Source organism: Paenibacillus crassostreae (assembly GCF_001857945.1).
Taxonomy (GTDB): Bacteria; Bacillota; Bacilli; order Paenibacillales; family Paenibacillaceae; genus Paenibacillus_AQ; species Paenibacillus_AQ crassostreae.
Genome location: NZ_CP017770.1, coordinates 3,238,785 through 3,251,915 on the forward strand (window position 1 = coordinate 3,238,785; position 13,131 = coordinate 3,251,915).

Consider the following 13,131-nt stretch of genomic DNA (forward strand, 5'->3'; position numbering starts at 1 on the left):
GGCCTTCGTAGATTCTGCGGAGGCTTTTTAATTGCCTAAGTAGAATGTTCAGTGGTTATGAATACTGCTGTATAGTAAACTATCAGGAGGTGTATAGATTGGCAAATGCAAAAGTAATTCAATCAAAACAAGAAGCAGTAGATGTAGTTACAACAAAGCTACGCGAAAGCGTAACAACTGTTATTGCAGACTACCGTGGATTGAATGTAGCTCAAATCACTGAATTGCGTAAGCAACTTCGTGAAGCGGGTATTGAAATGACAGTGTTGAAAAACTCATTGTTGCGTCGTGCAACTGCTGCTACTGAACTTACAGAATTGGACAGCGTTCTTGTTGGTCCAACGGTTGTAGCGTTTGGTGGAGAAGATGCAGTAGCACCTGCTAAAATTCTTAACGACTTCGCTAAGAAGAATGATGCGTTGAAATTGAAGGGTGCTGTAGTTGAAGGTAAAGTAGTAAGTGTTGAGCAGATTAAAGCTCTTGCTGAACTTCCTTCGCGCGATGGACTTCTTTCCATGCTTCTCAGTGTGCTTCAAGCGCCTGTGCGTAACTTCGCACTCGCTGTTAAAGCTGTTGCTGACAAAGAAGAACAAAGCGCGTAAGTACTTTGTTCCTCAGTTTTACGTAATAAACAAAATATTTTAATATAAAATTGGAGGTTCACCCATGAGTAATGAACAAATTTTAGAAGCTATTAAAGGTATGTCTGTATTGGAATTGAACGATCTTGTTAAAGCAATCGAAGAAGAATTCGGCGTAACTGCAGCAGCTCCAGTAGCAGCAGCAGGTGGCGGAGCAGCAGCAGTAGCTGAAGAGCAATCCGAGTTTGACGTAATCTTGACTAGCGCTGGCGCTTCTAAGATCAACGTTATCAAAGCAGTTCGTGAAATCACTGGTCTTGGTTTGAAAGAAGCAAAAGACTTGGTAGATAACGCTCCAAAAGCATTGAAAGAAAAAGTATCTAAAGAAGAAGCAGAAACAGTAAAAGCTAAATTGGAAGAAGCAGGCGCTGGCGTAGAAGTTAAGTAATTTCTTCTCAAATTTTCAAAAGTTTGACTGCTTGTTAACATTTCCGAAAAAAACAAACCCCTTGAATTTAGTTCAAGGGGTTTGTTTCTAATTTAAAATATAAGAATCTATAAGTTTCACTTGGTATAACCGTTTCTGCTTATATGATGACTAAATTTTCATAAAATCGGAAAAAATAGAATATGAAGTTAGATTCGGAGGGGTTGAGATGTCGCAGCACTATTATTCGAATCAACCGGAATCGAAACATGACCGCAAGATTATCGAAGAGCAATTAAATGGGACAACTTATCGCTTTGTAAGTGATGCTGGAGTATTCTCAAAAAACGGTGTTGATTTCGGTAGTAAGGTATTGATCGAGGCCTTGGAATTACCGGTTGTGGCTGAGGTGCTGGATGTCGGATGCGGTTATGGACCGATTGGGCTTTCAGCGGCAAGGGCTGTTCCTAATGGTCATGTCACCATGTTGGATATTAATGCTAGAGCCATCGAGTTAGCTAAAGAAAATGCTCAATTGAATAAGATCACTAATGTTTCTATCATGGAAAGTGATTTGTTTGCGGCTGTACAGGGGAAAGTTTTTGATGTCATTGTGAGCAATCCACCTATTCGTGCGGGCAAAGATACGGTTCATTCCATTTTTGAACAAGCTTATGAACATTTGAGAGTTGGTGGTGCACTGTGGATTGTGATTCAAAAAAAACAAGGTGCACCATCTGCAAGAGAAAAGCTAGAAAGATTATTCGGTGAAGTGCAGGAAGTGACGAAGGAAAAAGGATATCGTATATTTAAAGCGATAAAATCCGAGGAATAATGCGAATTAGAACTATTGACTTGACATTTCAGATATGATACTATTATGAAATGTCAGTATTAGGATAGGCTTCTTGTCTTTAGTTTGCTCAATTATCTAAAGTCTTGTTAGTCAAATAACATAGACTTTTCGTATCATAATATGGTATGGCGTACGAGAGCAAATCTTTAGATAAAGAGGTCTGTGTGATTGGAAGGCCCATAGTAAGTGCTCTTTGTTCGAAAAAATTCGGGTAAGGGCTTTTCTTTATTTGTGGGAGTGGCTTCTGTATGGTTCCATTATAAATGTCCAAACAGAGGTTCGCAATGTATTTTTAAAGTGAGTAGACATGAGGGGTGAGTTAAAGTTGGCAGGACATCTTGTTCAGTATGGTCGACGCACTCGGCGAAGTTATGCACGAATTAACGAAGTACTCGAAATTCCGAACCTGATCGAAATCCAGCAGAAATCGTATGATTGGTTTTTGGAGGAAGGATTACGGGAGATGTTTCACGATATTTCGCCGATCCAAGATTTCACAGGTAATTTGGTTCTGGAGTTTATTGACTACAGTCTTGGTGAGCCTAAGTATAATGTAGATGATGCCAAAGAGCGTGACGTTACGTATGCGGCGCCATTACGCGTTAAAGTTAGACTCATTAACAGAGAAACGGGAGAAGTCAAAGAGCAGGAAGTGTTCATGGGAGATTTCCCATTGATGACGGAGACCGGTACATTTATTATTAACGGTGCAGAACGGGTAATTGTCAGCCAGTTGGTTCGCTCTCCTAGCGTCTATTTTAGCACCAAAATCGACAAAAATGGTAAGAAGAATTACACAGCAACTGTGATTCCTAACCGTGGAGCATGGCTTGAACTGGAAACGGATGCGAAGGACATTATGTATGTCCGTATTGACCGTACTCGTAAAATACCAGTAACTGTATTGCTTCGCGCACTAGGCTTTGGTAGCGATGCTGAAATTCTTGATTTGCTGGGTGATGATGAATATATCCGTAATACGTTGGATAAAGATAACACGGACTCAACTGAAAAAGCACTCATAGAGATTTATGAGCGTCTTCGTCCAGGTGAACCTCCTACTTTGGACAATGCAAAGAGTTTGTTAATTGCACGTTTCTTTGATCCAAAACGTTATGATCTAGCAAATGTAGGTCGTTACAAAATTAATAAAAAATTACACATTAAGAATCGCTTGTTTGAACAAAAATTGGCTCAGAATCTAGTTGATCCAGAGACAGGAGAAATTCTGGCTGAATCTGGTCAAATCGTGGATCGCCGATTGTTGGATACATTGCTTCCTTATTTAGAGAATGGTGTTGGTCTTAAGACATATCATGTGGCTAATGGCGCACTTGATGCAGGAGAAGTTTCACTTCAAAGCATCGAAGTATATTCTCATAATGAAGAAGGCAAAGTTATCAAAGTGATTGGTAATGCCAATATTGATAAATTAGTTAAAAATATTACACCTGCGGATATCATTTCATCCATCAGCTACTTCCTTAACTTGCTTCAAGGTGTAGGTAGTACGGATGATATTGACCACTTGGGTAACCGTCGTTTACGTTCTGTTGGTGAATTGCTACAGAATCAATTCCGGATAGGTCTTTCGAGAATGGAACGTGTTGTTCGTGAAAGAATGTCTATTCAGGATGCGAACGTTATTACACCGCAAGCGTTGATTAATATTCGACCTGTAATTGCATCTATTAAGGAGTTCTTTGGTAGTTCACAGTTGTCGCAATTTATGGATCAAACCAATCCGCTTGGTGAATTGACGCACAAACGCCGTCTATCCGCTTTAGGACCTGGTGGTTTGACTCGTGAACGCGCTGGATTTGAAGTTCGTGACGTCCATCCAAGTCATTATGGCCGGATGTGCCCAATCGAGACACCAGAAGGACCGAACATCGGGTTGATTAACTCCTTGTCTACATTTGCTCGTGTGAATGAATATGGATTTATTGAAGCGCCATATCGTTGGGTAGATCCGAAGACAGGAATTGTAACAGAACATATTGATTATCTTACTGCTGATGAAGAATATAACTATATTGTTGCTCAAGCGAACTCTGTATTAACAGAAGAAGGTAAGTTCCGTGATGACATCGTTATCGTTCGTTATAACAAACAAGCAGATAATATTCTTTCTATGCCAAGTGATCGTGTAGATTACATGGATGTATCACCTAAACAAGTAGTATCCGTAGCAACGGCGTTAATTCCATTCCTAGAGAATGATGACTCCAACCGTGCGCTAATGGGATCTAACATGCAACGCCAAGCTGTGCCACTTCTTATTCCTAAAGCTCCATTAGTAGGAACAGGGATGGAACATAAGTCTGCTAAAGACTCTGGTGTATGTATTGTATCCAAATATGACGGTATTATCGAACGATCTTCAGCCAATGAAATTTGGTTACGTCGTGTAGAGATGGTAGACGGCAATGAAGTGAAGGGCGATATCGTGAAGCATAAGTTACACAAATTTATGCGTTCAAACCAAGGAACTTGTATTAATCAACGTCCAATCGTTAAAAGAGGAGATGTTGTGAAAGCAGGAGATATCCTTGCAGATGGACCATCTACTGAAATGGGCGAACTTGCTCTTGGACGTAACGTAGTCGTTGCTTTCATGACTTGGGAAGGTTACAACTATGAGGATGCTATCCTTCTAAGTGAGAAGATGGTTAAAGAGGATGTATACACTTCGATCCATATTGAAGAATATGAATCTGAAGCACGTGATACGAAGCTTGGACCTGAAGAAATCACACGTGATATTCCTAATGTAGGTGAAGATGCACTTCGTAATCTGGATGAACGCGGAATTATTCGAATTGGTGCTGAGATCAGCGCTGGTGACATCCTAGTTGGTAAAGTAACACCGAAAGGTGTAACGGAGCTAACAGCAGAAGAACGCTTGCTGCATGCTATCTTTGGTGAAAAAGCTCGTGAGGTGCGTGATACCTCTCTACGTGTACCGCATGGTAGTGACGGTATTATCGTCGATGTTAAGGTATTTACTCGTGAGAACGGTGATGAGTTGCCACCGGGTGTTAATCAAATGGTTCGTGTTTATATAGCGCAGAAACGTAAAATTTCCGAGGGCGATAAGATGGCTGGGCGCCATGGTAATAAAGGGGTCGTAGCCCGCATCTTGCCTGAAGAAGATATGCCGTTCCTTCCGGATGGAACTCCAGTACAAGTTTGTCTAAATCCACTAGGGGTACCATCACGTATGAACGTCGGTCAATTACTTGAAGTGCACATAGGTATGGCAGCGATGCTCCTTGGTATCCATGTGGCAACACCAGTATTTGATGGTGCTGATGAGAATGATGTATTCGACGCGATGGAAGAGGCAGGTATGCAACGTAATGGTAAGACAAGATTGTATGATGGACGAACTGGTGATATGTTCGAACGAGAAGTTACCGTTGGTGTTATGCATATGATCAAACTTGCACATATGGTTGATGATAAAATCCATGCTCGTTCCACAGGTCCTTACTCTCTCGTTACACAACAACCACTGGGTGGTAAAGCTCAGTTCGGTGGTCAACGCTTCGGGGAAATGGAAGTTTGGGCATTGGAAGCTTATGGTGCTGCTTATACACTGCAAGAAATCTTAACAGTTAAATCCGATGATGTAGTGGGTCGGGTGAAGACGTATGAATCTATCGTTAAAGGTGAAAATGTTCCAGAACCGGGTGTTCCAGAATCATTCAAGGTTCTGATTAAAGAACTTCAATCCCTAGGTATGGATGTTAAGATTCTTAGTGGCGACGAACAAGAAATCGAGATGAAAGAACTCGATGACGAAGATGAAGTTTCAGGTGATAAGTTGAGTCTTAACTTAGAGGGTGCAGAAGTAGGTTTGGAATAAGAGACACGTGATCGGCGGTTAGGCTTGCCTTACTGCCCGACTCGCGTTAACTAATAAATTTGTACTAGATTAAGGAGGGTTGCTCCTTGTTGGACGTTAACAATTTTGAATACATGAAAATCGGGCTCGCTTCTCCAGAGAAGATTCGATCATGGTCCCGCGGAGAAGTTAAAAAGCCGGAAACGATTAACTATCGTACGCTTAAACCGGAAAAAGAAGGTCTGTTCTGCGAGAAAATTTTTGGACCAACGAAAGACTGGGAATGTCACTGTGGTAAATATAAGCGTGTCCGTTATAAGGGCGTTGTATGTGATCGCTGTGGTGTCGAAGTTACTCGTGCGAAGGTCCGTCGTGAGCGTATGGGACACATTGAACTAGCTGCCCCTGTATCTCATATCTGGTATTTCAAAGGAATTCCAAGCCGGATGGGTCTTGCTCTTGATATGTCTCCAAGATCACTTGAAGAGATCATTTATTTTGCATCATATGTTGTAACAGACCCTGGCGAAACTCCTTTGGAGAAAAAACAGCTCTTGTCTGAAAAAGAGTATCGTAGCTATCGTGAAAAATATGGTTACGGATTCCATGCAGGCATGGGTGCGGAAGCTGTTAAAAGACTTCTTCAAGATATTGATGTTGAAAAAGAACTAGAGTTTCTAAGAGAGGAATTGCGTACTGCTCAAGGTCAACGCCGTAATCGTGCGATTAAGCGCCTTGAAGTCATTGAAGCATTCCGTAATTCTGGGAACAAACCTGAGTGGATGATTATGGATGTTCTACCAGTTATCCCTCCTGAACTTCGTCCGATGGTACAGTTGGATGGTGGACGTTTCGCAACGTCTGATCTCAATGATTTATACCGTCGTGTAATCAACCGTAACAATCGTTTGAAACGTCTACTGGATCTTGGAGCGCCGGACATTATCGTTCAGAATGAAAAGCGTATGCTTCAAGAAGCTGTTGATGCTCTTATCGATAATGGTCGTCGTGGACGTCCAGTAACGGGTCCTGGTAATCGTCCGTTGAAATCTTTGAGCCATATGCTTAAAGGTAAGCAAGGACGTTTCCGTCAAAACTTATTAGGTAAACGCGTTGACTATTCAGGTCGTTCGGTTATCGTTGTTGGTCCATATCTGAAAATGTATCAATGTGGTCTTCCTAAGAAGATGGCATTAGAATTGTTCAAACCTTTCGTAATGAAGGAATTGGTCAATAAAGGTCTTGCTCATAATATTAAGAGTGCTAAGCGTAAAGTTGAACGCGTAAGCCCTGAAGTATGGGATGTCCTTGAAGAAGTTATAAAAGAGCATCCGGTATTGCTAAACCGTGCTCCTACGCTTCACCGTTTGGGTATCCAAGCGTTTGAACCGATCCTTGTAGAAGGTCATGCAATCCGACTTCATCCACTAGTATGTACGGCTTATAATGCCGACTTCGATGGTGACCAAATGGCTGTTCACGTTCCATTGTCTGCTGAAGCTCAAGCAGAGGCACGTATTCTTATGTTAGCATCTGGTAACATACTGAATCCGAAAGACGGTAAGCCAGTTGTAACACCTTCTCAAGATATGGTTCTTGGAACTTTCTACCTCACAATGGATAACAAAGAGGAAAAAGGGACAGGAATGATTCTGAGAAATGTGAACGAAGCGGTGTCTGCATATCAACGTGGAGCAGCGGGTCTACATGCTCGTGTTGCGATCCCTGCTAAAGCATTGGGTAAAACTAACTTTACAGAGAAACAACAAAATGCCATGTTGCTTACAACGATCGGTAAAATTATCTTTAATGAAATCTATCCGAGCAGCTTCCCGTACATTAATGAAGCAACTCGTGAGAATTTGATCAACGGGACACCTGAAAGATACTTTGTGTATGATAAAGGTGCGGATATTCGTGAGAAAATACAAGAACTGCCCATTAGTGGCGCTGTTGGTAAGGAATATCTCGGACAAATTATTGCACGTTGTTTCGAGACGTACCATACAACAGAAACTTCTGTTATTCTAGATGATATTAAGCAACTTGGGTTTACGTACTCTACTCGTGCGGGTATTACTGTTGCGGTATCTGACGTTATCGTTCCTGAAGAAAAGGTTGGAATTCTTAAAGAATCAGACGCTAAAGTTAGTGTCGTTACAAATCAATACCGTCGAGGTTTGATTACTAACGAAGAAAGATATGATCGAGTTATCGATATTTGGTCCAAGACGAAAGATGAACTTACAGAAGTTCTTATGAAATCGATGGATCGATATAACAATATTATGATGATGGTTGATTCTAAAGCACGTGGTAATAAATCGCAGATTACTCAGTTGGGTGGTATGCGTGGTCTGATGGCCAACCCATCAGGACGAATTATCGAACTTCCTATTAAATCGAACTTCCGTGAAGGATTGACTGTCTTAGAGTACTTCCTATCTACCCACGGTGCGCGTAAAGGTCTTGCCGATACAGCATTACGTACTGCCGATTCAGGGTATCTTACACGTCGCCTTGTTGACGTTGCACAAGATGTTATTGTACGCGAAGAAGATTGTGGAACAGATAAAGGATTTACGGTTACTAAGATTCAAGATGGTAAAGAAGTTATTGAGGATCTATATGACCGTATTGAAGGACGTTATTGCTTCGAAACCGTTCGTCATCCAGAGACTGGTGAGATCATCGTAAACCGAAATGACCTCATCGATTCTGATAAAGCGAGTGCGATCATCGATGCAGGCGTTGAAAAACTTCAAATTCGTTCTGTTCTTAGTTGCCGCGCGCGTCACGGTGTATGTAAAACTTGTTACGGACGTAATCTAGCTACTGGTAAGCATGTTGAGATTGGTGAAGCGGTTGGTATTATCGCAGCGCAATCCATTGGTGAACCAGGAACTCAGCTTACAATGCGTACGTTCCATACCGGTGGTGTCGCGGGTGATGATATTACACAAGGTTTGCCGCGTATTCAAGAACTATTTGAAGCACGTAACCCGAAAGGGCAAGCAACGATCAGTGAAATTGATGGGGTTGTTAAAGAAATTCGGGAAACCAAAGATCGTCGTGAAATTGAAATCCAAGGTGAAGCTGAAACCAAAACATATCTTGTTACTTATGGATCTCGTCTTCGCGTTAGTGAAGGACAAGAGATCGAAGCTGGTGACGAATTAACGGATGGTTCGATTGACCCGAAAGAAATTTTACGCATCAAAGGTATTCGTGGCGTACAGAACTACATCTTGCAAGAAGTACAACGCGTATATCGTAACCAAGGTGTTGAAATTAACGATAAGCACGTTGAAGTTATGATCAAACAAATGCTTCGGAAGATTCGCATTGTTGATGCGGGTGAAACGACACTTCTTCCAGGTGCATTCTCAGATATTCATGAATACGAAGCAGCTAACAAAGTTGCTATTCTATCTGGTAAAGAACCAGCGGTTGCTAAGCCAGTTCTACTAGGTATCACTAAGGCATCTCTAGAGACTGACTCATTCTTGTCAGCAGCATCTTTCCAAGAGACAACTCGCGTATTGACGGATGCCGCAATCAAAGGTAAAGTTGATAAGCTTCTCGGATTGAAAGAAAATGTCATCATCGGTAAGCTAATACCTGCGGGTACAGGTATGAATCGTTATCGTAGTGTGACTTATGCTGATCCAGAATTACAGAACAAAGTACTAGAAGAAGTAGTAGAAGCAGTTACAATAGATTAAACATAGTAGGCCAGTGAAGTCATGTGAATAACATGACTTCACAAACCAACTATAATGAACAAGAGTAATAAGAAACTTCTTGACATCAAAGATATGGAATGCTAATATATCATAGGTGCATGAGTCGTTATGTTATGCCTGTTCTTTTGGAGGAATCGTAAAAGATGTCTAATGATAAAGGATTGCAGGATGTTCATGTTCGAATTGGAACCAAACAAACCACAAGAGCTGTGGAATTGGGCCAAGCTACAGAAGTCTATGTGGCATCAGATGCGGATCACCGGCTTATTTCAAAGATTGTAGCGCTATGCGAAAAGCATGGTGTGAACATAACGTATGTGGATACCATGACTGAATTGGGCGAAGCATGCAGCATTGAAGTGGGTGCAGCAATGGCTGCCGTCATTAAACAATAGTTATAAGAGACGTTTTTGTTCAGGAAGAACCACATTCTTTCGGCAAAAACTTTTCATTTGTCTTTTTATGAATCACCTGGGTCTGTGGACTTGGGATGAGGGTGTAGAGAGACATTATTATGGGGAAGGGGGTGGCAACAACATGCCAACAATTAATCAACTAGTTCGTAAAGGACGCCAATCCAAGATTTACAAATCTAAGTCTCCAGCTTTGCAAAAGGGGTTTAACGCTTTGAAGCGTGAAGAGACTGGATTGAGTTCTCCACAAAAACGTGGTGTTTGTACTCGTGTAGGTACTATGACTCCACGTAAACCGAACTCCGCACTTCGTAAATATGCCCGTGTTCGTTTGACGAATCGCATAGAGGTGACTGCTTATATCCCAGGAATCGGACACAACTTGCAAGAGCACAGTGTCGTATTGGTTCGTGGTGGGAAAGTAAAGGACCTTGCAGGAGTACGTTATCACATCGTTCGCGGTGCGCTTGATACTGCAGGGGTCAATAATCGGATGCAAGCTCGTTCCAAGTATGGTACGAAACGTCCGAAAGCGAAAAAATAATAGTGAATCGATAAAGATTCAATGATTTGAGAAAGGGGGATATCCATGCCACGCAAGGGTCCAGTTACTAAAAGAGACGTATTGCCAGATCCGTTGTATAACAGCAAGCTGGTTACACGTTTGATCAACCGTATCATGTTAGATGGTAAAAGAGGGACTGCTGCAACTATTCTATATAATGCGTTCAAGCTTATTCAAGAACGTACGGAGAAAGATCCGATGGAAGTATTTGAAGCAGCAATCAAGAACATTATGCCAGTTCTAGAAGTTAAAGCACGTCGTGTAGGGGGTTCAACCTACCAGGTACCACTAGAAGTGAAACCTGAAAGACGTACAGCTTTAGGTCTTCGTTGGCTCGTTAACTACTCCCGCAACCGCGGAGAGAAGACTATGGAAGAACGTTTGGCAGCTGAAATTATTGATGCTTCCAACAACACAGGAGCTTCTGTTAAGAAGCGCGAAGATACACACAAAATGGCAGAAGCGAACAAAGTGTTTGCTCACTACCGTTGGTAGGATTAATTTAAAAATAATTTGTATTTGAAGGGAGACTATTTTCATGGCAAGAGAGTTCTCCTTAAATAATACACGTAATATTGGGATCATGGCTCATATTGACGCTGGTAAAACAACTACCACGGAGCGGATCTTGTTCTACACAGGAATAACGCACAAAATCGGTGAAGTTCACGAAGGTGCTGCGACTATGGACTGGATGGAGCAAGAACAAGAGCGCGGAATTACAATTACTTCCGCTGCTACAACTGCTTCTTGGAAAGGGCACCGCGTTAATATCATTGATACCCCGGGACACGTTGACTTCACTGTTGAAGTTGAACGGTCCCTTCGTGTATTAGATGGGGCAGTAGGTGTGTTTAGTGCGAAAGAGGGCGTAGAACCTCAGTCCGAGACAGTATGGAGACAAGCTGATAAGTATGGCGTGCCTCGTATTGCCTATGTTAACAAGATGGATATTATTGGCGCTGATTTCTTGAATGTTATTGAAACTATGCGTGATCGTCTTCGTGCGAATGCTGTAGCGATTCAGCTACCGATTGGTGCTGAGAGTGATTTCACGGGTATTATTGACCTTGTTGAGCAAAAAGCTCATATGTACAAAGATGATTTGGGTCAAAATATTGAAGTGGTTGAGATTCCAGAAGAATTCAAAGCTAAAGTTGAAGAACTTCGTGCTGAACTAATTGAAAAAGTTGCTGAATTAGACGAAGTTTTGACAATGAAGTATCTTGAAGGTGAAGAAATCACAATTCCAGAAATTAAAGCTGCTCTTCGTAAAGGTGTTGTGGAAACTAAGATTTTCCCAGTTATCTGTGGATCTTCTTATCGCAACAAGGGAGTTCAATTAATGATGGATGCTGTTGTTGATTATCTTCCTGCTCCAACAGATGTTCCTGCGATCGTTGGTCATTTGGATGATGGTACAGAAACAGTTCGTCATTCTGATGACAAAGAACCTTTCTCAGCACTTGCGTTTAAAATTATGACTGACCCTTACGTGGGTAAACTTACGTTCTTCCGTGTATATTCCGGTGTATTGCAATCCGGCTCTTATGTATTGAATGCAACGAAAGGTAAACGCGAACGGATCGGACGTATCCTACAAATGCATGCTAACAGCCGTCAAGAAATCTCTGAAGTTTACTGCGGAGATATCGCTTCAGCTGTTGGGTTGAAGGATACAAGTACAGGTGATACACTTTGTGATGAGAAACATCCGGTAATTCTTGAGTCTATGAATTTCCCGGAACCTGTTATCTCCATTGCTGTTGAACCAAAAACCAAAGCTGACCAAGATAAAATGGGTGTTGCTCTCGGTAAACTTACTGAAGAAGACCCTACTCTACGTGCTCATACAGATGAAGAGACTGGTCAAACAATTCTGGCAGGTATGGGCGAACTTCACCTTGATATCATCATTGACCGTATGCGTCGTGAATTCAAAGTGGAAACTAATGTGGGTAAACCACAGGTTGCTTATCGTGAAACATTCCGTACTCCAGCTCGTGTAGAAGGTAAGTTCGTACGTCAATCTGGGGGCCGTGGTCAATACGGTCATGTATGGGTTGAATTTGAACCACTTGAAGCAGGAACTGGTAATACTTTCGAAAGCAAGGTTGTCGGTGGATCTGTTCCTAGAGAATATATCGCTCCAGCACTTGCAGGGATTGAAGAAGGAATGAAGAATGGTGTCATTGCAGGCTTCCCGCTTGTTGATGTTAAAGCAACTATCGTCGATGGTTCTTACCATGATGTCGATTCCAATGAAATGGCATTTAAGGTAGCTGGTTCTCTTGCACTGAAAGCTGCTAAAGATAAGTGTAAGCCAGTTCTTCTTGAGCCAATCATGAAAGTTGAAGTAACTGTTCCTGAAGAATATATGGGTGATGTTATGGGTCTGCTGAATTCCCGTCGTGGACGGATTGAAGGTATGGATTCCCGTGCAGGAGCTCAAGTTATTCGTGCTAAGGTACCTCTTTCCGAAATGTTCGGATACTCGACAACACTTCGCTCTGGTACGCAAGGACGCGGTGTGTTCTCAATGGAACTTTCTCATTATGAAGAAGTTCCGAAGAACATTGCTGAGGAAATTGTTTCGAAGCATAAAGGTGAAGAGTAATTAAAGTTTCCATATAGAAGGGAGTGAGCAATCGCTCAACTCTTAACTGTATGAACATAAACAATTTATATATTAA

9 protein-coding genes and 1 other annotated feature (1 of these 10 cut by a window edge) are annotated in these 13,131 nt (G+C 41.8%); all 9 genes read left to right on the forward strand.

The genetic code is table 11. The annotated features are described in order from the left end of the window. Window positions 1–39 (forward strand) — a sequence feature (ribosomal protein L10 leader region) (it extends 118 nt beyond the left edge of the window). Between the two features lie 59 nt (window positions 40–98). The 9 genes from rplJ to fusA all read left to right on the forward strand — a co-directional run bounded on the left by rplJ (window position 99) and on the right by fusA (window position 13,055). After that, the gene (gene rplJ / locus LPB68_RS14755) at window positions 99–602 is read left to right on the forward strand and encodes a 50S ribosomal protein L10 (protein ID WP_068657342.1); all 504 of its coding nucleotides are present in this window, start codon (window positions 99–101) and stop codon (window positions 600–602) included. A 64-nt stretch (window positions 603–666) separates the two neighbouring features. Next, the gene (rplL, locus tag LPB68_RS14760; protein ID WP_068657344.1) at window positions 667–1,029 is read left to right on the forward strand and encodes a 50S ribosomal protein L7/L12; all 363 of its coding nucleotides are present in this window, start codon (window positions 667–669) and stop codon (window positions 1,027–1,029) included. A gap of 208 nt (window positions 1,030–1,237) precedes the next feature. Then, window positions 1,238–1,843 carry a class I SAM-dependent methyltransferase gene (locus LPB68_RS14765; RefSeq protein WP_068657345.1) on the forward strand — a complete coding sequence of 202 codons (606 nt, stop codon included), beginning with the start codon at window positions 1,238–1,240 and terminating at the stop codon, window positions 1,841–1,843. Between the two features lie 346 nt (window positions 1,844–2,189). Beyond that, window positions 2,190–5,735 carry a DNA-directed RNA polymerase subunit beta gene (rpoB, locus tag LPB68_RS14770; RefSeq protein ID WP_068657347.1) on the forward strand — a complete coding sequence of 1,182 codons (3,546 nt, stop codon included), beginning with the start codon at window positions 2,190–2,192 and terminating at the stop codon, window positions 5,733–5,735. 86 nt (window positions 5,736–5,821) lie between these two features. Continuing rightward, on the forward strand, window positions 5,822–9,439 hold the full coding sequence (gene rpoC, locus LPB68_RS14775) for a DNA-directed RNA polymerase subunit beta' (protein ID WP_068657349.1): 3,618 nt from the start codon (window positions 5,822–5,824) through the stop codon (window positions 9,437–9,439). 164 nt (window positions 9,440–9,603) lie between these two features. Then, window positions 9,604–9,855: a ribosomal L7Ae/L30e/S12e/Gadd45 family protein gene (locus LPB68_RS14780; RefSeq protein ID WP_068657351.1), complete on the forward strand. Its 252-nt coding sequence runs from the start codon at window positions 9,604–9,606 to the stop codon at window positions 9,853–9,855. 142 nt (window positions 9,856–9,997) lie between these two features. Then, window positions 9,998–10,417: a 30S ribosomal protein S12 gene (gene rpsL / locus LPB68_RS14785; protein ID WP_068657353.1), complete on the forward strand. Its 420-nt coding sequence runs from the start codon at window positions 9,998–10,000 to the stop codon at window positions 10,415–10,417. A gap of 45 nt (window positions 10,418–10,462) precedes the next feature. Next, window positions 10,463–10,933 (forward strand): 30S ribosomal protein S7, encoded by a 471-nt coding sequence (rpsG, locus tag LPB68_RS14790; RefSeq protein ID WP_068657355.1) that lies wholly within the window; start codon window positions 10,463–10,465, stop codon window positions 10,931–10,933. Between the two features lie 43 nt (window positions 10,934–10,976). Beyond that, the gene (gene fusA / locus LPB68_RS14795; protein ID WP_068657356.1) at window positions 10,977–13,055 is read left to right on the forward strand and encodes an elongation factor G; all 2,079 of its coding nucleotides are present in this window, start codon (window positions 10,977–10,979) and stop codon (window positions 13,053–13,055) included. Window positions 13,056–13,131: the final 76 nt, after the last annotated feature.

Coding starts and splice junctions, on each gene's coding strand:
- rplL (WP_068657344.1), top strand. CDS start 667: ATGAGTAATGAACAAATTTTAGAAGCTATTAAAGGTATGTCTGTATTG.
- LPB68_RS14765 (WP_068657345.1), top strand. CDS start 1,238: ATGTCGCAGCACTATTATTCGAATCAACCGGAATCGAAACATGACCGC.
- LPB68_RS14780 (WP_068657351.1), top strand. CDS start 9,604: ATGTCTAATGATAAAGGATTGCAGGATGTTCATGTTCGAATTGGAACC.
- rpsL (WP_068657353.1), top strand. CDS start 9,998: ATGCCAACAATTAATCAACTAGTTCGTAAAGGACGCCAATCCAAGATT.
- rpsG (WP_068657355.1), top strand. CDS start 10,463: ATGCCACGCAAGGGTCCAGTTACTAAAAGAGACGTATTGCCAGATCCG.
- fusA (WP_068657356.1), top strand. CDS start 10,977: ATGGCAAGAGAGTTCTCCTTAAATAATACACGTAATATTGGGATCATG.